Origin of the sequence: Citromicrobium bathyomarinum (genome assembly GCF_021021475.1) — a bacterium.
GTDB classification, from domain to species: Bacteria; Pseudomonadota; Alphaproteobacteria; order Sphingomonadales; family Sphingomonadaceae; genus Alteriqipengyuania; species Alteriqipengyuania bathyomarina.
Window position 1 is genome coordinate 148,978 of the sequence record NZ_JAINWL010000001.1, and the last position, 19,895, is coordinate 168,872.

22 protein-coding genes are annotated in these 19,895 nt (G+C 65.0%); 3 read left to right on the forward strand and 19 right to left on the reverse strand.

The features are described 5' to 3' along the window. Entirely contained in the window at positions 1 to 1,827 is a 1,827-nt protein-coding gene (locus K7H93_RS00795; protein ID WP_230781939.1) for a hypothetical protein, read from the reverse strand. Further along, a complete protein-coding gene (locus K7H93_RS00800; RefSeq protein ID WP_010237299.1) occupies positions 1,824 to 2,000 on the reverse strand; it encodes a hypothetical protein in 177 nt (58 codons plus the stop codon). The genes K7H93_RS00795 and K7H93_RS00800 overlap by 4 nt, the downstream gene beginning before the upstream one ends. A gap of 30 nt (positions 2,001 to 2,030) precedes the next feature. Here K7H93_RS00800 and K7H93_RS00805 point away from each other — a divergent pair, with 30 nt between their 5' ends. Genes K7H93_RS00805 through K7H93_RS00815 form a run of 3 tightly spaced genes read left to right on the forward strand, consistent with a single transcriptional unit; the run spans position 2,031 to position 4,264 of the window. Then, positions 2,031 to 2,603 carry a shikimate kinase gene (locus K7H93_RS00805; protein ID WP_230781941.1) on the forward strand — a complete coding sequence of 191 codons (573 nt, stop codon included), beginning with the start codon at positions 2,031 to 2,033 and terminating at the stop codon, positions 2,601 to 2,603. Continuing rightward, complete coding sequence (aroB, locus tag K7H93_RS00810; RefSeq protein WP_230781943.1) at positions 2,591 to 3,709, forward strand: 3-dehydroquinate synthase; 1,119 nt, start codon at positions 2,591 to 2,593, stop codon at positions 3,707 to 3,709. The genes K7H93_RS00805 and aroB overlap by 13 nt, the downstream gene beginning before the upstream one ends. 9 nt (positions 3,710 to 3,718) lie before the next feature. Beyond that, a complete protein-coding gene (locus K7H93_RS00815; protein ID WP_230781945.1) occupies positions 3,719 to 4,264 on the forward strand; it encodes a chloramphenicol phosphotransferase CPT family protein in 546 nt (181 codons plus the stop codon). On the opposite strand, the gene K7H93_RS00820 is transcribed toward K7H93_RS00815, so the two are convergent. The 17 genes from K7H93_RS00820 to gorA form a co-directional block, all read right to left on the reverse strand. Then, positions 4,261 to 4,632, reverse strand: a complete 372-nt coding sequence (locus tag K7H93_RS00820) for a tRNA-binding protein (RefSeq protein ID WP_230781947.1) — start codon at positions 4,630 to 4,632, stop codon at positions 4,261 to 4,263. The genes K7H93_RS00815 and K7H93_RS00820 overlap by 4 nt on opposite strands. Continuing rightward, positions 4,632 to 6,668 (reverse strand): ATP-binding protein, encoded by a 2,037-nt coding sequence (locus K7H93_RS00825; protein WP_230781948.1) that lies wholly within the window; start codon positions 6,666 to 6,668, stop codon positions 4,632 to 4,634. The genes K7H93_RS00820 and K7H93_RS00825 overlap by 1 nt, the downstream gene beginning before the upstream one ends. Beyond that, a complete protein-coding gene (locus K7H93_RS00830; protein ID WP_230781949.1) occupies positions 6,668 to 7,054 on the reverse strand; it encodes a lysozyme inhibitor LprI family protein in 387 nt (128 codons plus the stop codon). Before K7H93_RS00830 ends, K7H93_RS00825 begins: the two co-directional genes overlap by 1 nt. Beyond that, the gene (locus K7H93_RS00835) at positions 7,051 to 7,851 is read right to left on the reverse strand and encodes a heme-dependent oxidative N-demethylase family protein (RefSeq protein ID WP_230781950.1); all 801 of its coding nucleotides are present in this window, start codon (positions 7,849 to 7,851) and stop codon (positions 7,051 to 7,053) included. The genes K7H93_RS00830 and K7H93_RS00835 overlap by 4 nt, the downstream gene beginning before the upstream one ends. Then, positions 7,848 to 8,699: an alpha/beta hydrolase gene (locus K7H93_RS00840; protein ID WP_230781951.1), complete on the reverse strand. Its 852-nt coding sequence runs from the start codon at positions 8,697 to 8,699 to the stop codon at positions 7,848 to 7,850. The genes K7H93_RS00835 and K7H93_RS00840 overlap by 4 nt, the downstream gene beginning before the upstream one ends. After that, positions 8,696 to 9,706 carry a biotin synthase BioB gene (bioB, locus tag K7H93_RS00845; protein WP_230781952.1) on the reverse strand — a complete coding sequence of 337 codons (1,011 nt, stop codon included), beginning with the start codon at positions 9,704 to 9,706 and terminating at the stop codon, positions 8,696 to 8,698. Before bioB ends, K7H93_RS00840 begins: the two co-directional genes overlap by 4 nt. A 9-nt stretch (positions 9,707 to 9,715) precedes the next feature. Continuing rightward, positions 9,716 to 10,105, reverse strand: a complete 390-nt coding sequence (locus K7H93_RS00850) for a hypothetical protein (protein WP_230781953.1) — start codon at positions 10,103 to 10,105, stop codon at positions 9,716 to 9,718. A gap of 37 nt (positions 10,106 to 10,142) precedes the next feature. After that, positions 10,143 to 10,607, reverse strand: coding sequence for a DMT family transporter (locus K7H93_RS00855; RefSeq protein ID WP_230781954.1), 465 nt, complete (start codon positions 10,605 to 10,607; stop codon positions 10,143 to 10,145). Between the two features lie 207 nt (positions 10,608 to 10,814). After that, positions 10,815 to 11,300, reverse strand: coding sequence for a hypothetical protein (locus K7H93_RS00860; RefSeq protein ID WP_230781956.1), 486 nt, complete (start codon positions 11,298 to 11,300; stop codon positions 10,815 to 10,817). Positions 11,301 to 11,311: 11 nt separating this feature from the next. Beyond that, positions 11,312 to 12,601 (reverse strand): O-acetylhomoserine aminocarboxypropyltransferase, encoded by a 1,290-nt coding sequence (locus K7H93_RS00865; protein WP_230781958.1) that lies wholly within the window; start codon positions 12,599 to 12,601, stop codon positions 11,312 to 11,314. Positions 12,602 to 12,676: 75 nt separating this feature from the next. Beyond that, positions 12,677 to 12,880, reverse strand: coding sequence for a hypothetical protein (locus K7H93_RS00870; protein WP_230781960.1), 204 nt, complete (start codon positions 12,878 to 12,880; stop codon positions 12,677 to 12,679). A 118-nt stretch (positions 12,881 to 12,998) separates the two neighbouring features. Continuing rightward, on the reverse strand, positions 12,999 to 15,170 hold the full coding sequence (gene scpA / locus K7H93_RS00875; RefSeq protein WP_230781962.1) for a methylmalonyl-CoA mutase: 2,172 nt from the start codon (positions 15,168 to 15,170) through the stop codon (positions 12,999 to 13,001). Positions 15,171 to 15,178: 8 nt separating this feature from the next. Continuing rightward, positions 15,179 to 15,790, reverse strand: coding sequence for a glutathione S-transferase family protein (locus K7H93_RS00880; RefSeq protein WP_230781964.1), 612 nt, complete (start codon positions 15,788 to 15,790; stop codon positions 15,179 to 15,181). 159 nt (positions 15,791 to 15,949) lie between these two features. After that, entirely contained in the window at positions 15,950 to 16,405 is a 456-nt protein-coding gene (gene mce, locus K7H93_RS00885; RefSeq protein WP_230781967.1) for a methylmalonyl-CoA epimerase, read from the reverse strand. A gap of 159 nt (positions 16,406 to 16,564) precedes the next feature. Continuing rightward, positions 16,565 to 16,762: a hypothetical protein gene (locus K7H93_RS00890; protein WP_230781969.1), complete on the reverse strand. Its 198-nt coding sequence runs from the start codon at positions 16,760 to 16,762 to the stop codon at positions 16,565 to 16,567. A gap of 59 nt (positions 16,763 to 16,821) precedes the next feature. Then, the gene (locus K7H93_RS00895) at positions 16,822 to 18,354 is read right to left on the reverse strand and encodes an acyl-CoA carboxylase subunit beta (protein ID WP_230781971.1); all 1,533 of its coding nucleotides are present in this window, start codon (positions 18,352 to 18,354) and stop codon (positions 16,822 to 16,824) included. Positions 18,355 to 18,493: 139 nt separating this feature from the next. Continuing rightward, positions 18,494 to 19,849, reverse strand: a complete 1,356-nt coding sequence (gorA, locus tag K7H93_RS00900; protein ID WP_230781973.1) for a glutathione-disulfide reductase — start codon at positions 19,847 to 19,849, stop codon at positions 18,494 to 18,496. Between the last annotated feature and the right edge of the window lie 46 nt (positions 19,850 to 19,895).

A 19,895-nucleotide genomic window follows, 5' to 3' on the forward strand; every position in this document is an offset into this window, starting at 1 on the left:
TCAGGTGCGCGCAAGCGCCTCCGCCGCGATCATCCGCGCTTCGGCTTCCATCCCGCTGCGGCGCAATGCGGAGACGATGTGGTAGAGGTGGCGCGGGGTCATCCGGCTCCAGTCGTCGCCCTGCATCCCCACGCCCATCAGCATGGCGACGAGCGCGGCATTGCGCACCTCGCCCGCGCGGTCGATCAGCGCGCTCCAGCGGGTTTCGCGGCCCAGCTCCAGGTCCAGATCGCGATTCCACGCATTGCGCGTGCCGTCGGAAATCCGGCCCAGCCCGGCGAGCCCGGCAACCAGCATCCGCGTGCGGCGCGTGCCCGTGGTGGGGTCATTGTCGCGATAGGAATCGATTTCGCCGCTGGAAACCTGCCCGCTATTGCCCGGCAGGCCGACGGCAAGCAGCCCCCAGCCCGCATCGCCTTCATCGACGATCTCGCGCCAGCGCGCGGCATCGCGATCGAGCCCGGCGGTAAGCATCGAGGCGATCAGCGGCCCGGCGTCGGCGGCGAAACCATCGTTCGCCGGGATGCGTGCGGCGGCATAGGCGGTCAGCACCTGCCGGTCGTAGGGAATCGTATCCGCATCGCCCCACAGGGTCCGGATCGCGGTCACCCGCGCGGCCGGATCGGGGTCGACATAGGCCGCGCGCAGCAGCGCCGCATCGGTGCCCAGCGGGCCCTCCTCGCGGCTGGCGGCGTAGCCCTGCGCATAGACATCGATCAAAGCGGAGGAGGAGAAAATGCCCTCACGAGCGGCGCGCCGGACACCCTCGACCCGCTGCGACAGCGGCAATGCGGGGAGCGAGGCGGAGACGCGCTGATAATAGGGCCCGGCATCGTCGATCAGACGGTCGGGGATGTCGATCCCCAGCGCCGCGGCGAGGCCGTGCCGCCACGGGGTCAGCTCGTCGACATCGTCCCATTCGATGGTGACCGCGCTGTTGCCCAGCCCCGCCGCGCCGGCGAAGCGCTGCGCCAGCAGCACGTCGATCACGTTGCCATCTTCGCCGCTCTGGCGATCGCGCAGCCGCAGCAGATTGTTGCGCGCCCGCGCTGCTTCGCCGGCATAGGCGCTGCAGATGGAGCGCAGCATCTGCCACTCGACATCGTCGCGATATCCCGCGCGTAGCATGGTCAGCGGACACGCCCCCACGATATCGCCGGTCGCGATATAGGCGTCGATCGCGGCGTTGGAGAGCCGCGCGTTCCACACATCGACATCGACATCCTGCGCGATCGCGCGGGCCACACCGAACTCGCCCATACGGTTGAGCAGCTGGGCACGCAGGCCGGCGAATTCGACCCCGCTCATGCCTTCGGGCGCTGCCAGACGGCTGGCGAGCGCGCGGCGCAGCGCAATATGGCCCCAGCGCGAGACGAGCCGCCCCTGCGTCCCCGTCAGCGCAGCGCGGACGATCGATTGCGGTTGCCGCGCCAGCGAGGTCGCGGGCAGTCCGCCCTCGTCCTCGGCCAGAATGCCGACGCGGGTCGTCGCGCGGCGCTGCGCGTTCGGGATGTCATAGGTGGGCCTGAGGCCGAACAGCTCGTCCAGCTCGTCGGTATCGAGGGCTTCGAGCTCTTCCAGCGTGGGCAGACGGCGGCTGTCGGAGCTGCTGGAGGAGCCCGCCTCGCTATCCGCGTCCGCTCCATCGCTGGCACTTTCCCCCGCAGGCGCAGCGGTTTCTGCCGGTGCGGGTACAGCAGTGGGTGCGGGAGCGGGCGCGACGGGCGCAACCACCGCTGCCGGATTGGCTGCGACCAGTGCGATCGGTGCCGCGAGCACGAGCAGGCCCGCGCCAGCCAGCAAGGCAGCCTTGCGTTGCAGCATCATTGCGCGGTCCCCGGGAGTTCTATGGTTTGCGTGATCGGCCGCATCGGCTGTTCGCCGCCATCCCACCAGGCCCAGGCGAGAATCGCGATGATCGCCAGCGCACCCACGCCGATACGCCGCCGTGCGGTCTGCGAAATGTCTATCTGCACGCGTCCGATACCCTTTGTTGCCATCGCCCTAGCCCATCTCTACGCCACCGGGCAATGGACCGAGTGCCTTCCCCTGCCGACCGGGCGCGGATCCGCGCGCTTAAGGAACGCCTCGACCGGCCGATCACCCTGGTGGGGTTGATGGGCGCGGGCAAATCGACCGTGGGCCGGCGGCTGGCGACCCTGCTGGAATGCAATTTCGTCGATGCGGACGACGCGATCGAGGATGCCGCCCGGCTCTCCATCGCAGAGATCTTCAGCGAATTCGGCGAAGACTATTTCCGCGATGGAGAGCGCCGGGTGATCGCCCGTCTGATCGAGGAAGGGCACGGCGTGATCGCGACCGGCGGCGGGGCTTTCGTCAATGCGGAAACGCGCGCGCTGGTGCTGGAAAAGGCGGTCGCGGTGTGGATCGATTGCGACATCGCCACGCTGGTCGAGCGGACCGGACGCCGCAACACGCGCCCGCTGCTGCGCGACGGCGATCCCGAGGCTATCCTCAAACGCTTGCTGGCCGAACGCGCACCGCATTATGCGCAGGCGCAGATCCGCGTCGAGGGCCAGCAAGGCCCGCACACCCGCACCGCGTGGACGATTATCGAGGAGCTTGAGAAGTGGCTGTCGTAAATGTCGCGCTCGCCGGGCGCAGCTACGAGGTACGGGTTGGCGCCGGGCTGCTCGACGACGCGATCGTTCAGGCACGCGACTTCATCGCGCCATGGTCAGGCCGCAAGGTGCCGGTCGTTGCCGACGCCAATGCCCGTCGGTTGCACGGCGAACGGCTGGCGCATTCGCTCGAGTCAGATGGCTACCAGATCGACTGGTACGAGGTCTCGCCCGGCGAAGGCTCGAAGAGCTGGGCCGAGCTGGAGCGGCTGACCGACTGGCTGCTGGCGCGCGGCGTCACCCGGTCCGATCATGTCTTCGCGCTGGGCGGCGGAGTGGTCGGCGACCTCGTCGGCTTCGCCTGCGCGATCCTGAAGCGCGGCTGCGGTTTCGTGCAATTGCCGACCACGCTGCTGGCGCAGGTCGATTCGAGCGTCGGCGGCAAGACCGCGATCAACGCCAGCGCGGGCAAGAACCTAATCGGCGCGTTCCACCAGCCCTCGCTGGTGCTCGCCGACACAGCCTGCCTCGCCACCCTCCCCCAGCGCGAAATGCGCGCCGGGCTGGCCGAGGTGTTCAAATACGGGCTGCTTGGCGATGCGGAATTCTTCGCGCGCATCGATAGCGAGAGCGCCGCGATCCTCGCCTGCGACAACGCGGTGCTGGAAGCGACGATCGCGCATTGCGTGGACATGAAAGCGCGGATCGTCGCGGAGGACGAGCGCGAGACGAAGGACGCCCGCGCGCTCCTGAACCTCGGCCACACCTTCGGTCATGCGCTTGAAGCGGTGACGGGCTTCGGCGACAGACTGCTGCATGGCGAGGCGGTGGCGCTCGGCATGGTGCTGGCAGCGCGATTCTCCGCCCGGCGCGATCTGATCTCGCTGGCAGACGCGGAAAGTGTGGCCGATGCGCTGGCCCGTGCAGGCCTGCCGACCGAGATTTCCGCGCTGGGGCTCGACTGCGACGGCACAGTGCTGGGCGATCATATGCGGCACGACAAGAAGGCGGGCGGCGGCACCGTCCCCTTCATCCTGCTGCGCGCTCTCGGAGAGGCCTATGTCGCGCGCGATATAGAGCTGGCGGACGTGGCCGCCTTCATGGACGAGCAGCTACAGGCGCATTGATACATTCCCATGGCCCGCGTCATCATCCTCAACGGCGTTAGCAGCGCGGGTAAGACAACAATCGCGAAGGCCATCCAACAGCTTGCCGATCGGGATTTCCTGCATGTCTCGATGGACGTTTTTATCGCGATGCTACCCGATGGACGAGAGTTCAATGCGGAGTGGTTTCCAGTCGAAACGGTAGCGAGCGATCACGGGCCCCTGACGCGGATCGGCAACGGCCCAATGGGCGAGCGCCTTCTCCTTCAAATGCGCGCGTTCGTCGCCGAACTGGCCGATAGCGGCTTCGATGTGATCGTCGATGAGGTCTGCAGATCTCGTGGTATTGACGCTTATCGGACACTTCTGGACGGCCACCGGCTGCAAATCGTCCAAGTCACAGGTGACCTTGGCAAGATCGAACAACGAGAGCGCGAACGCGGTGACCGGCTGGTTGGTCTGGCGCGCGCGCAGGCGATGAACCTGCACGACGATATCGCGTACGATCAGGATATGGACACGACTGCAGCCTCACCCGAGGAATGCGCAAAGTATATTCTCGACGCGCTGGCCTAGAACAGCCGCGAACCGTCGGGCACTGCCTTATCGGGCGAGAACAGCACGACGTCGCCCGCCTCGTCCGCGAAGCCGAGCGTCAGCACTTCGGACATGACCGGCCCGATCTGCCGCGGCGGGAAGTTGACGACCGCCGCGACCTGCCGCCCGACCAGTTCCTCGCGCGCGTAGTTCGCGGTGATCTGCGCGCTGGTCTTCTTGACGCCGATCGCCGGCCCGAAGTCGATTTCCAGCCGGTAGGCAGGCTTGCGCGCCTCGGGGAATTCATGCGCGGCGACCACCGTGCCGATGCGGATATCGACCTTCAGGAAGTCGTCGAACGCAATCTCCTCACCCGCAGGGGCATCGGGTTCGTGCGAGAGGTGCACTACTCCAGCTCCAGGATCACCTCGTCGACCGCGAGGCTGTCGCCCTCTGCGGCGTTGATGGAGGAGATGGTGCCTTCCTTCTCGGCGCGCAGGATGTTTTCCATCTTCATCGCCTCGACCGTGGCGAGCGGCTGGCCCGGCTGGACCTCGTCACCCTCGGCCACGTGCAGCTTCACCAGCAGGCCGGGCATCGGGCAGATGAGCATCTTGGAAAGATCGGGCGGCTCCTTCTCGATCATGTGATCGAGCAGCGGGGCGAGCCGTGCGGGCACGGCAAGGCCCTTGTGCGTCTTGCCGCGCGTGGTCAGCGCCCAGATCGCGCTGCTTTTGCGCCGCAGCTGGATCGCCAGGTTCTCGCCATTGCCGTTGGCCGCGGCGAGGACCATGCCCGGCTGCCAGTCGGTCGTGCCGGTGATCCACTCGCCATCGACCGTGGCCCCGCCTTCGCCCAGAACGACGTCGAACTGGCGACCGTCGATCTTCACCACCCAGTCGGACGGCACCTTGGGCGCGCCATCGAGGCGGCCAGAGATCTGCCCTTCGTGCGCCATGACCGAACATTGCGCCCCGGCAATCAGCGCCGCGACCAGCTTCAGCCTCGGCTCGTCCACCGCTGCGCCCTGGAAGCCTTCGGGATATTCCTCGGCGATGAAGCCGGTGGTCAGCTCGCCCGAGCGGAAGCGCGGGTGCTGCATGATCGCGCTGAGGAAATCGATATTGTGCCCCGGGCCTTCGACCCGGAAGGCGTCGAGAGCTTCGACCTGCAGGTCCGCCGCGGCATCGCGGGTAGGGCCCCAGGTGATCAGCTTGGCGATCATCGGGTCGTAGAAGATCGAGACTTCGCCGCCTTCGAACACGCCGTCATCCACGCGGATGCCGCCGCCGCCCATCTCGTGCCCGCGCCGCCCGGCGGGGCCGCTTGCGCCCGTCCAGCCCGGCACCGGCGGTTCGTAACGGACCAGCCGCCCGATGCTCGGCAGGAAGTTGCGATAGGGGTCTTCGGCATAGACGCGCGTTTCGATCGACCAGCCGTCGATTTTGATATCGTCTTGCTTGAAGGGCAGTTCCTCGCCGGCCGCCACGCGGATCATCCATTCGACCAGATCGACGCCGGTGATCGCCTCGGTCACCGGGTGTTCGACCTGCAGGCGCGTGTTCATTTCGAGGAAGTAGAAGCTCTCCCCCGTCTTGTCCGCGCCGCTGACGATCAGTTCGACCGTCCCGGCGGAGAAATAGCCAACCGCTTTCGACAGCGCGACCGCCTGCTCGCCCATCGCCTTGCGCATTTCGGGCGTTACGAAGGGCGATGGCGCTTCCTCGACCACCTTCTGGTGGCGGCGCTGAATGCTGCACTCACGCTCGTTCAGGTAGAGCGTGTTGCCCTGCCGGTCGGCCAGGATCTGGATCTCGATATGGCGCGGGTCTTCGATGAACTTCTCGATAAACACGCGGTCGTCGCCAAAGGAGTTGAGGCCTTCGCGCTTGGTCGCCTCGAAGCCTTCCTCGACATCCTTGTCGTTCCAGGCGAGGCGCATGCCCTTGCCGCCGCCGCCTGCCGACGCCTTCATCATCACCGGATAGCCGATCTCGTTCGAGATCTTGAGCGCTTCCTCGGTGGTGTCGATCGCGTCCTTGGAGCCGGGCACGGTGTTGACGCCGGCTTCCTTGGCCAGCTTCTTCGATTCGATCTTGTCGCCCATCGCGGCGATCGCCTTGGCCGGCGGGCCGATGAAGACAATGCCTTCCTTGTCGAGCGCTTCGACGAAGCTCGCCCGTTCGGACAGGAAGCCATAGCCCGGGTGGACTGCTTCGGCCCCGGTCTGCTTGCACGCCTCGATGATCTTGTCCGCCAGCAGGTAGGATTCGGCTGCGGGAGCGGCACCGATATGGACCGCCTCGTCCGCCATCTTCACGAAGGGCGCGCGCGCATCGGCATCGGAATAGACCGCCACGGTGGCGATCCCCATCCGCTTGCACGTCTGGATCACGCGGCAGGCAATCTCACCGCGGTTCGCAATCAGGATTTTGGAAAACACTAGCCCGGAAACTCCAGATATTCACGTAGTTGCTTGGTGCGCGCCTCGGTCAGCGCGGTGAGGCAGGTCGAGCGGATCAGCGGCATGATCGAACCGCCGCGGTACTGGTTCGCCTCGAACGAACATTGTGCGTCGCGAAAGGTCAGCCAGGCACGCTGCGCGGCCAGCAGCTCGCGATGCTGGGTGCCGTCGCCGACATCCTTGTCGACCGACTTGGCGCGCTGCGACGCTTTCTTCCACACCGCGTTGAGCTCGCGGTCGGCGGCCTGATACTCCCGCCCTGCGCAGATGTTCATCTCCATCTGCGTCATCGCGTTTTCGCAATCGACCTGCGGCTGCGCGGCTTGCGCGCTCGCCTGCATCAGCAGCAATGCGGTCAGGATCATGCGTCCGTCTCCTCTTCTCGTGCCTTCGCATAGCCGATAAGTGCCCTAGCGTAAGCCCCCACGCCCCTGCGCTCCACCTCACCATTGAGCAAGGTTGTCAGCCCGCCCGCCAGCCTGCCGACATTGGCGGTCGAAAGCTGGCCCAGCGGGGCGACGTAGATGCCGATGGTGAACAGGATCGCGCCAGTGCGCGGCAGGCGACGCAGCGTCTGCCGTTCGGAGCGCACGAACAGCGTGCTCCCGGCGTTCTCAGCCGTCACATGCGCGAAGGCACGCTCGGGCGGCTCCGCGACCCAGCGCATGTCGGGCGTGGCGGCGATGAACCAGTTGGCGCGGCCATAGATCGGGCCGGGTCGCAGCTTTTCCATGAAGCGGTCGACCCCGGTGGCGAGCTGTTCCTCATAGCCCTGAATCGGCGCGTGGAGCGCACGCAACGGCAGCCCCATCTTGTCCGCAGGCGTCCAGTCGGATGGCCACGCGACTGCCGCCCCGACGAGGCGATAGTGCTCCTCGTCATCGCGGCGGGTGAGCAGGCACATATCCTCGTGATGCGCATGGGCCGCTTCGGCCAGCCCGCTCGACACGCCAAGCCCGGTGGCAAGCTCGCGCCCCGCCGCCTCCCCCTCGGGCGTCAGTTGGATGCCCTCGGGGAATTGCGCAAAACCCTCCGCACGCGCGGCCAGGTCGGGATCGGACTGCAGCCACTCGTTCCCGCCCAGCTTGACCAGCCCCATCTTGAGCTGCCCGCCACCGCGCGCACGGGGCAGCAACTCGTCGACGGAGAAGCCGAGGCTCACTGCGCGGAAAGCGCCGGCCCACCCCGGTCGCAGCGAAGGCCCAGCCCGTATTCCTCCAGCCAGTCCGCATCGGTCGGCAGGAGATATTGCAGCGCCTCGGGCATCAGAGCGTGCAGGCTGTTGGAGTGATGCAGGTCGGCGCGCCGGTCCGAGAAGCAGTAGGCCTGCCCCTCCCCCAGCTTGCCGAGCAGCGCCAACATGCCCTGCTCGGTCTCGCCACCCTCGTCGGCGAGCGACAGGTAAAGCGGCGGACGCCCTGCCACAGGGGCGCTCGCGGTCAGGGCAAGCGACTGGCCATCCCACTGAAGGCTGGGGGAAATTGCCGCATAGCCGCTGAAAAGATCAGGCCGCTCCAGCCAGGTTTCGACCACGAAATGCCCCGCCGCGCTCTCGCCCAGCAGGATGATCGTACCATCATTGCGATAGCGCTCACGCAGGAGCGGGAGAACTGTGTCCGCCAGCCATTTACGAAAGGCCTCGCTCTCGCCTGCGGTGGGATATTCCGCTTTTTCACCCGCAATAGACGTAGCGGGTAACAGCTCGCGCTGGCGATCCACGGTCTGGATGCCGACCAGGATTGCAGGCTGGCTGCGGCCCCACAGGCGGTTCCATTTCTCCAGCCCGTTGCCCAGGAACAGGTCCTGATCCGCTCCGCCGTCGAGCTGAACCACAATCGGCCAGCTTGTGTCGGGCTGGTCAGAGTAATCGGGCGGAAGGATGACGTTGACCGCGCGGTCCGCACCCAATGCCTCGAGCGTATAGCTCTCGCCCACCACGATGGGCTCGGGCTCCGGCACAGCCGCAGGCTGGCCCGAGGCGAGCAGCAGCGCGGCGAGCGCGCCGATCACTCGGCCGCCTCCGCCACCTTGCAGGCGCGTGCGGGCTCTTCCTGCATCAGCGGGGTGAGCCCCAGCTTGGCGAACAGCGCGCCATCGCTGTCGTCGCCCGCATTGGGCGCGGTCAGCAGCTTGTCGCCGGTGAAGATCGAGTTCGCGCCGGCGAGGAAGCACAGCGCCTGCGTCGCCTCGGACATTGACTCGCGGCCTGCGGAGAGCCGCACCATGCTCATCGGCATGCAGATGCGCGCGACCGCGACGGTGCGGACGAATTCGATATCGTCGATCTTGGCGAGCGGCGTGTCGGCCAGCATGTCGCCCAACACCGTGCCCTTGACCGGGACCAGCGCGTTGACCGGCACGCTCTCGGGATGCCGCTCCAGCGTGGCGAGCGTGTGGACGAAGCCGACGCGGTCCTCGCGCGTCTCGCCCATCCCCACGATCCCGCCGGAGCACACGTTGATCCCCGCATCGCGCACGTTCTGCAGCGTATCGAGCCGGTCCTGATAATTGCGGGTCGAGATCACCCGCTCGTAATATTCGGGCCCGGTGTCGACATTGTGGTTGTAGTAGTCGAGGCCCGCCTCTTTCAGCATGTCCGCCTGTTTGGGCGTGAGCATGCCCAGCGTCATGCAGGTCTCCAGCCCCATGTCACGCACGCCCTTCACGATCTCGATGATCGCGGCCATGTCGCGGTCCTTGGGGTTGCGCCACGCGGCACCCATGCAGAACCGCTGGCTGCCCGCATCCTTCGCCTGCGCCGCGGTTTGCAGCACAGCGCGCACATCCATCAGCTTGGTCGCCTCGACGCCGCTATCGGCCTTCACCGACTGCGAGCAATAACCGCAATCCTCCGGACACCCGCCGGTCTTGATGCTGAGCAGCGTGCACAGCTGGACCTGCTCGGGCGGATGGTTCTCGCGGTGGACGCTCGCGGCGCGGAACAGCAGCTCGGTGAAGGGAAGGTCGAACAGCCCTGCGATTTCCTCGCGGGTCCAATCGGTGCGGATTTGGGTCACTTCAAAGGCTCACTTTCCTTGAGAGGCAAGGCTCTCGAACTTTTCATTGAAGCGCTCTTCAGAGAACGAAAGATCGGGCACGTTTTCTTCGATCCAGTCGCGAACACATGCCCTCGACTCATTAGTGGCATCGACTATGTCATAGACCGCAAGGTCCATACCTCCGACGCCATCGATACGGTTCGATAATCCGCAATGTTGCGTCATCTCTCGGATCCGCTTCATTTCAGCCACTGAACCGACCGCGACGCTCTCGAAACTGTAGATCGTAATGTCTGGTCCCGAGTAGAGGGGTTCGCAGACCTGAGGATCGCGCACGGGTGAATCTGCTTCACATCCGGCAGGCACGCTTGCCGGTTCGACCGCCAAGGCCAACAGGGCCATCGCCAGGACGCTCACTCAACCACCTCCTCAACTTCATCGGTGCGGATTTGAGTCATACGGGTTTCCTGGCGAGATAGAGGCCCACGGCCATCACGGCGATGCCCAGGATGCGCTTTGGCGTCAGCGAAGTCTGGATCACGCCGAGCAGGCCGAAATGGTCGATGGTGGCAGCCGCGATGAGCTGGCCGGTGAGGACGAAGAAGATCGCGTTGCCGAGCCCGATCTTGGGCGCGGAGAACGCGATCGCGGTCGCGTAGAACAGCATGAAGACCGACGCGCCATAGAGCCAGGGCCTGTCGAGGGTGAAGTCCGACGCGCTCGGGAAGCCGACGAAGGCGAGGACGGTCGTCGAGATAACCAGACCGATGCCGAAGGTGACGGCAGTGGCGGCAATGGGGCTGCCGAGCTGCTGGTTCAGCCCGGCATTGAGCGAGGCGAAGACGGGAATGCCCAGCCCCGCCGCGAACATCATCGCGGCGATGGGCAGGAAGCTTGCGCCGCTTTGGGGGGCGCTCACTTTGTGGCCTCGCAGGTCGAGTGGGTGCGGATGTGGGACAACTCGATACCTCGAATATGGAGTGAACTCGTTTCGTCACCCCCGCGCAGGCGGGGGCCCCGCTTCTTTACGAGTGGTACCAAAGAAGAAGCGGGACCCCGGATCAAGTCCGGGGTGACGGAAAGAGGTGAAATCACGTTTTACCTGATCGGCTTGCCCAGCCTGTTGTCAGTTCGCCGCTTCCCGCTCGTCGCCGCAGAACCGGTAGTGGGCGACGACGAACAGCTCGTATGGAGGGCTCTCGCCCATCAGCGCATCCAGCTCGCCATTCATCCATGCCTGCCTTTGCGAATAATCGATCGTGGTCACCCGTTTCGCTGCCGGATCGCCGAACTCGCCCCAGCCATACTCGACGATCCCGATGGTCGGATCGCCATTCGTATCGTCGGCAAAGCACTGAAAACTGAGGATCCCTTTCGCGACATATTTCTCCGAGGTTTCGAAGTAGATGTCGCGCCAGTTGCCCTCGCGCTTCTCCTCCCTGCCCAGCCAGGTGGTGCTGTAAACGCCCTCGATGTCCTGATTGTACAGGAATTCGACCGTTACATCGGGCCGAAACTCACTGGGAGCGACGCGCACTTCGGCATGCACTGCGCTGCCGAAGCCCGCGATCAGAAGCCCGACATGCAGAAGGGTGAAACGGATCGGGCTCACCTGACAGCCCCTCAGCCCGCCGCGAGCGCCTGGTCCAGGTCGGCCTTGATATCCTCGATATTCTCGATCCCGACAGAGACGCGGACCACGTCCGGCCCCGCGCCCGCCGCGATCAGCTCGGTTTCGCCCAGCTGGCTGTGCGTGGTCGACGCGGGGTGGATGATGAGTGAGCGGGTGTCGCCGATATTGGCGAGGTGGCTCAACAGCTTGACGTTGGAGACCAGCGCCCGGCCCGCCTCATAGCCGCCCTTGAGGCCGAAGGTGAACACCGCGCCGCCGCGCCCGCCAAGGTATTTGTTGGCGAGGCTGTGATAATCGCTGTCCCGCAGCCCGGCGTAGGAAACCCAGGCGACCTTCTCGTGCCCCTTGAGCCATTCGGCCAGCTCCAGCGCGTTGTCGCAATGCCGGTCCATCCGCAGGTGCAGCGTTTCCATGCCGGTCAGCGCGAGGAAGGCGTTCATCGGCGCGAGCGCGGGGCCGAGATCGCGCAGGCCCAGTACGCGGCAGGCGATGATGAAGGCGATCGGGCCGACCGGCTCCAGCGCGTCGACCAGCACCGCACCGTGGTACGATCCGTTGGGCCGGGTGAGCGAGGCGAACTTGTCGCCTTGCGCCTTCCAGTCGAACTTGCCGCTGTCGACGATCACGCCGCCGACCGCATTGCCATGCCCGTTGAGGAACTTGGTGGTCGAGTGGGTGACGATGTCCGCACCGAAATCGAACGGCCTGCACAGCGCAGGCGTCGCCATGGTGTTGTCCACGATCAGCGGCACGCCGCCCGCGTGGGCGACGTCCGCAATCGCGGAAATATCGCTGACCACGCCGCCGGGATTGGCGAGGCTTTCGATGAAGACGCAGCGCGTCTTGTCGTCCATCGCGGCGCGGATGTTCTCGGGGTCGTCGGCATCGACGAAGCGGGTTTCCCAACCGAACTTGAGGAACGCCTCGCCCATCTGGTTGAGCGATCCGCCATACAGCTTCCTCGCCGCCACGATGTTGCAGCCCGGTTCCATCAGGGTGTGGAACGCGATCAGCTGTGCCGCATGGCCCGACGCGACGCCCAGCGCACCGACACCACCCTCCAGCGCCGCGACCTTCTTCTCCAGCGCGTCGTTGGTGGGGTTCATGATGCGCGAATAGATGTTCCCGAATTCGGAGAGCGAGAACAGGTTGGCCGCGTGATCCGGGCTGTCGAACACGTAGCTCGCCGTCTGGTAGATCGGCGTAATCCGCGCATTGGTGGTCGGATCGGGCTCGCACCCGGCGTGGACGGCGAGGGTTTCTGGGTGGAGATCGGTCATGGAGGGGTTCCGTTTCGGTCGGGGTGGTCGGGTTGGACGGCAGCGCCTTAGGGGATCAGTTTTTGGACGGTTGGATCATCTTTGAAGTCTCCCAGACCGCCGATTTGATTGGAAGGTCGAGATCATCATTCCGATACCAAAGGCGATTCCGAGGAAAGCAATTGTGCCGCCAATTTTCCAGGCGATGTCAACATCGGCGGTCAAAAGGAGTATCAGTGGCAAATTGAGCAGCGCCAAAAGCGCGCCCTTGAAAAGATTTCGCAACGCCGAAAAAATCACGCCGTTATCGCCTTCACTTCGTCACCCCCGCGAAGGCGGGGGCCCCGCTTTCCTTCAAACAGCACCGAAGGAGAAGCGGGACCCCGGATCAAGTCCGGGGTGACGAGGGAGGCAAACGTCACTCCGCCGCCTCGTCGATCTCCTCATCGGCAGGCGGCATGTTGTGGCCGAGCAGGCGGAGCATGTCCGCCGCGCATTCGACCACGTTGCTGCCGGGGCCGTAGATGCCCTGCACGCCTGCATCGCGCAGGAACTGGTAGTCGCTCTGCGGGATCACGCCGCCGGCGGTCACCTTGATATCGGCGCGGCCTGCGTCCTTGAGCAGACGGATCAGTTCGGGGATCAGCGTCTTGTGGCCCGCAGCGAGGCTCGACGCGCCGATTGCGTCGACGCCCTCGGCAAGCGCCATCTCCAACGTTTCCTGAGGCGTCTGGAACAGCGGGCCGGAGACGACGTCGAAGCCCATGTCGGCGAAGGCACTCGCGATGACGTTGGCGCCGCGATCGTGGCCGTCCTGGCCCATCTTGGCGATCATGATCTTCGGCTTGCGGCCGAGCCGCTGCTCCACCGCATCGACGCCCTGCACGACCTGCTGGTAGCGGCTATCCGCAGCATAGGCCTTGGCATAGACGCCCTTCACCGGGGTCGGCTTGGTGTCGTAGCGGCCGAAGACATCTTCCATCGCGCTGGAAATCTCCCCCAGCGTCGCGTCGTGGCGCGCGGCCTCCACGGCCAGCGCGAGCAGGTTGCCTTCCTTCTGCGCCGCGCCGCGCGCCAGCGCATCGAGCGCGGCCTGGCAGGCAATGTCATCGCGCTGTGAACGAACCTTCTCGATCCGCGCGATCTGCGACTGGCGGACCTTGTGGTTGTCGATATCGAGCGTGTCGATCTCGTCCTCGGTCTCGCGCCGGTACTTGTTCACGCCGACGATCACCGTCTCGCCGCGGTCGACATTGGTCTGCTTCTCGGCAGCCGCCTGTTCGATCCGCCGCTTGGGCTCCCCGGTCGCGACGAACTTCGTCATCCCGCCCGCCGCATCGACCTCGTCGATGATCTTCTTGGCTTCCTCGACCAGCTTGGCGGTCAGCGCCTCGACATAATACGAGCCGCCCAGCGGATCGGCGACATTGGTGATGCCGGTCTCTTCCTCCAGCACCAGCTGCGTGTTGCGCGCGATGCGGGCGGAGAAGTCGGTCGGCAGCGCGATCGCTTCATCCAGCGCATTGGTGTGGAGCGACTGGGTACCGCCGAGCACCGCCGCCATCGCCTCGATCGTGGTGCGTATCACGTTGTTGTAGGGGTCCTGCTCCTGCAGGGACACGCCGCTGGTCTGGCAGTGCGTGCGCAGCATCTTGGACTTGGGGTCTTTCGCGCCCAGCCCTTCCATCACGTCGTGCCACAGATGGCGCGCGGCGCGCATCTTGGCGATCTCCATGAAGAAGTTCATCCCGATGCCCCAGAAGAACGAAAGGCGCGGGGCGAAGGCGTCGATATCGAGCCCGGTATCCATCGCGCGCTGGGCATATTCCTTGCCGTCGGCGATGGTGAAGGCGAGCTCCTGCACCGCCGTCGCGCCCGCTTCGTGCATGTGATAGCCGCTGATCGAAATCGAGTTGAAGCGCGGCATGTGGTCGGAGGTGTAAGCGATGATGTCGCTCACGATCCGCATGCTCGGCTCGGGCGGGTAGATATACGTGTTGCGGACCATGAACTCCTTGAGGATGTCGTTCTGGATGGTCCCGGAAAGCTTGTCCTGCGACACGCCCGACCGCTCCGCCGCGACGATGTAGAACGCCAGCACGGGGATCACCGCGCCGTTCATCGTCATCGAAACGCTCATCGTGTCGAGCGGGATCTGATCGAACAGGATCTGCATGTCCGCCACGGTGTCGATCGCGACGCCCGCCTTGCCGACATCGCCGACCACGCGCGGGTGGTCCGAGTCGTACCCACGGTGGGTGGCGAGATCGAACGCAACGCTCAGCCCCTTCTGCCCGGCGGCGAGGTTGCGGCGGTAAAAGGCGTTGGATTCTTCGGCGGTGGAGAAGCCCGCATACTGGCGGATCGTCCACGGGCGGCCGGTGTACATGCTCGCATAGGGCCCGCGCGTGAACGGTTCGAAACCGGGCAGGCCGGGGTCGATGCCCTTGGTATCCTCGGCGGTGTAGAGCGGCTTTATGTCGAAGCCTTCCAGCGTGTGCCAGGTGAGGTCGCGGCCCTTCACTTCCTTGTCGGCCTTGGCCTGCCAGTCTGCGTAGGTTGCCGCGGGGGTCGGGGTCTTGTCGGTCATAATTCCACTCAGGCTTGTGCACTTGGTCGGGCGGACACACGCTGGTGCCAGTCACGCAGGTTTTCGCAATCCTGCGGCATTCCACAACCTATGAATTCTGCGAAATCGGCGGTGGTCAGCAGCAGTATGTCGGCCACGCTGTAACCATCCGTGGCGAGGAAGTCCCGCCCTGCGAGCGACTGGTCGAAGAAACGGAACGCGTCGGCGACGCGGGGCCGGTTGGCCTCGCCCCACGCCTCGTTCCGGCCGGGCAGCGCGGCGGTGAAGCGATGCGTGTGGACCCACACCGCGCCCACTGCGGTCATCAGGATCATCTCGACCCGGCGGCTCCACATCTCGACCTGCGCGCTTTCCAGCGGGGTCGTGCCGAACAGCGGCGGTTCTGGATGAAGCCCTTCCAGATAGCGCATGATCGCGACGCTTTCGGCGATCACCGTGCCATCATCGAGTTCGAGGATCGGGGTCTGCCCGCGCGGATTCTTGGCGAGATAGTCGGGCGCCTTCTGCTCGCGCTGCGGGATCGAAACCTGCGTGGAGGGCAGCTCGATACCCTTCTCGGCGGCGAAGATGCGCACGCGGCGCGGATTGGGTGCGGGCATGGCGCTGTCGTAAAAAAGCATCGCGATTTCCTCTCTCTTATCCCTCTCCCCGTGCGGGGAGAGGATAGCATAGCCTGGTCGCGAAGCGGCCTGGCGGAGCTTGGAGAGGGGCTTACAGCCTTCGCTGCGTCGAACTCCCCTCTCCCAACCCTCTCCCCACATGGGGAGAGGGCTACCGGGTCAGTTCGACCAGTGCGCGCCGTCCTTCGGCGTTTCCATGATCTCGGTTAGCTGGCCCATCATGTCCTTGGGGTGGAGGAAGAAGATCGGCGTGCCGTGCGCGCCGATGCGCGTGGGGCCGAGGATGCGCTTGCCCTTCCCCTCGAACCACTCGCGCGCCGCCTCGATGTCCTCCACCTCGTAGCAGACATGGTGCTGGCCCCCGGCGGGGTTCTTGGCGAGGAAGCCGTTGATCGGGCTCGCCTCGTCGAACGGCTCGATCAGCTCGATCTGCGTGCCCTTGCCGACTTCGCCTGTGCTGTCGGGCGTATCGACGAAGCAGACCTTCACGCCCTGTTCGGGCAGGTCGAACGGCTCGTTGATCCGCACCGCGCCCATCGTGTCGCGGTAGTAGCGAATAGAGTCCGCGATCGAAGGCGTCGCGACGCCGATATGGTTGAGACGGCCGAGTTTCATGCGTCTGCTCCTGTCAATTCGTCATGCTGAACTTGTTTCAGCATCCAGTCTTCCTCCTGCAGTGCCCGCGCGTTCCCAAAGCTGGACCCTGAAACAATTTCAGGGTGACGGGATGCGGGGACTGTGTACCTGCGCAATGACGGTTGAGACTGCTGAGTTTCAATCGAGAAAACCGGTCAGTTCGAGGCCAATCGAGATGACAAAGAGTGCGGCGAAAAACCATGCCAAGACCGCCAAGATCTTTTGCCAGATCACCACATCCCGAAAACCCCTCTCGCCCAGAGAAACCGGCTGGGGCTCGGCTGCTTCTACCCAATCCTTGGGTATTTCACCGTTCGCCGACCAGCGATTTGCCATCCTCCAAAACCAGAGGCCCGTCGACACGAAGACCGCGGCAAGAAAGAGTTTAACGACAATCACAACGGAATATTATCGTGCTTCTTCCACGGGTTGCTCAGCTCTTTCCCACGCAGCTTGCGCAGCCCCAGCGCAATCCGCCGCCGGGTCGAGTGCGGGTAGATGACCTCGTCGATATAGCCGCGTGAGGCGGCGACGAAGGGGTTGGCGAAGCGGTCTTCGTATTCCTTCGTTTTCTCGGCGATCTTTTCGGGATCGTCGCGGTCCTGGCGGAAGATGATCTCCACCGCGCCCTTGGCGCCCATCACCGCGATCTCGGCAGTCGGCCAGGCGTAGTTGAGGTCGCCGCGCAGGTGCTTGCTCGCCATCACGTCATACGCGCCGCCATAGGCCTTGCGGGTGATGACGGTGATCTTGGGCACGGTCGCCTCGGCATAGGCGAACAGCAGCTTCGCGCCGTGCTTGATGATGCCGCCCAGTTCCTGGGCCGTGCCGGGAAGGAAGCCGGGCACGTCGACGAAGGTCACGATCGGAATGTCGAACGCATCGCAGAAGCGCACGAAGCGCGCGGCTTTCTTGGACGAGTTGATGTCGAGCACGCCCGCCAGCACCATCGGCTGGTTGGCGACCACGCCCACGGTGCGGCCCTCCACCCGGCCGAAGCCGCAGATGATGTTGCCCGCATGCTTGGGCTGGATCTCGAAGAAGTCGCCATCGTCGAGCGTCTTCGAGATCACCTCGTGCATGTCGTAGGGCTGGTTGGCGTTGTCGGGGATCAGCGTGTCGAGGCTGTCCTCGCGCCGGTCCCACGGGTCGTTGCTCGGCATTTCGGGCACCGGCTCGCGGTTCGACAGCGGCAGGAAGTCGAAGAAGCGGCGCGTGGCCATCAGCGTTTCGATGTCGTTCTCGAACGCGTCGTCGGCCACGCTGGTCTTGGTGGTGTGGGTGATCGCCCCGCCCAGCTCTTCCTGCGTGACGACCTCGTTGGTGACGGTCTTTACCACCTCGGGCCCGGTGACGAACATGTAGGAGCTATCCTTCACCATGAAGATGAAGTCGGTCATCGCAGGGCTATAGACCGCGCCGCCCGCGCACGGCCCCATGATGACGCTGATCTGCGGGATGACGCCGCTGGCGAGCACGTTGCGCTGGAACACCTCGGCATAGCCACCGAGGCTGGCCACACCTTCCTGAATGCGCGCACCGCCCGAATCGTTCAGGCCGATCACCGGCGCGCCGACCTTCATCGCGGTGTCCATCACCTTGCAGATCTTCTCCGCATGGCGTTTCGACAGCGATCCGCCGAAGACGGTAAAATCCTGGCTGAAGACATAGACCAGCCGGCCGTTGATGGTGCCCGACCCGGTGACGACGCCGTCGCCCATGATCTGCTGGTCTTCCATGCCGAAATCGGTGCAGTCGTGGACCACATAGGTGTCGAGCTCCTCGAAGCTCCCCTCGTCGAGCAGCACGTCGAGCCGCTCGCGCGCGGTAAGCTTGCCCTTGGCATGCTGTGCATCGATCCGCTTCTGACCACCACCCATGCGGGCGGCTTCGCGGCGCTTTTCCATTTCGGCAATATTGGCTGACATACGCGCGTGCGCTCCTGTGTTCCGCTTTGCCCAAGCGGTTAGGCATGGAGGTAACGCAGCGTCAAGCTGGGCGGCCCCGCAAGTCCGCTTCCCTGTCGAAACAGACAGTTCGATGAGGGAAGCGGACTTGCGGGCCGGATCAGCGCATCAGGACCAGTTCTTCGGCCATGGTCGGGTGGATCGCGACGGTCGAATCGAAGTCCGCCTTGGTCAGCCCGGCCTTCACCGCGATCGCGGCGGCCTGCATCATTTCGGGCGCTTCGGGCGCGATCATGTGGATGCCGACGATCCGGCCGGAATCGCCGTCGCACACCATCTTCATCAGGCTGCGTTCGTTGCGGCCGGCCAGCACGTTCTTCATCGGGCGGAAGTCCGACAGGTAGACCTTGACGCTGCCCAGCTGGTTCTTCGCCTCACCCTCGGTCATCCCGACGGCGGCGATCGGCGGGTGGCTGAACACCGCGCTGGGGACGCAGGAATGGTCGACCGCGACGGGATCCCCGCCGCCGAACACGGTGTCGGCAAAGGCTTGGCCCTCGCGGATCGCCACGGGGGTCAGCTGCACACGGTCGGTCACGTCGCCCACGGCGTAGATGTGGTCGACATTGGTCTTGCTGAACCGGTCGACCTTGATCTCGCCACCCTCGCCCAGTTCGACCCCGGCGTTTTCCAGCCCCAGACCCTCGGTGTTGGGAATGCGGCCGACGGCGAACATCACCAGATCCGCCTTCTCCTCGTCGCAATCGGACAGCTTCACGAAATAGCCGCCTTCGTCGCACGGCTTGATATATTCGAAGTGCGTGTTGAAGCGGAACTTGATCCCCTTCATCGTACTGATCTGCAGCAGACGGTCGCGCACCGCCTCGTCATAGCTGCGCAGCAGGCGGTCGCCCCGGTTGACGATGTGAACATCGCAGCCGAACTCGTTGAAAATACCCGCGAACTCGTTGGCGATATAGCCGCCGCCGGCGATGATGATCTTCTTGGGCAGCTCATCGAGATGGAAGGCTTCGTTGGACGAGATCGCGTGCTCCGCGCCCTGGCATTCGGGCATCCGCGGGCGCGCGCCGGTGGCGATCAGGATATGCTTTGCGGTGACCTGCCGCCCGCTCGCCAGCGTGATCTCGTGCGGGCCGGTGATTTCGGCGCGTTCCTTGAAGATCTCCACGTCATGGCTTTCAAGCGTGTTGGTATAAGCCCCCTCGATGCGGGTGACGTCGTCGAGCACGTTGTCGCGCAAGGTTTTCCAGTCGAACTTGCGCTCGCCGATGTCCCAGCCGAACCGCTGGCAGTCTTCCAGATCTTCCGCGAAATGCGCGCCATAGACGAGCATCTTCTTGGGCACGCAGCCCCGGATCACACAGGTGCCGCCGACCCGGTGCTCTTCGGCCACCGCGACCTTGGCGCCATGCGCGGCGCTGACCCGCGATGCGCGGACCCCGCCGGAGCCTGCGCCGATGGTGAAGAGGTCGTAATCATATTGGGTGTCGGGCATGTGCGCTCCTGCTTGCAAGAGCGCGGGATATGGCCCTGCGGATGGC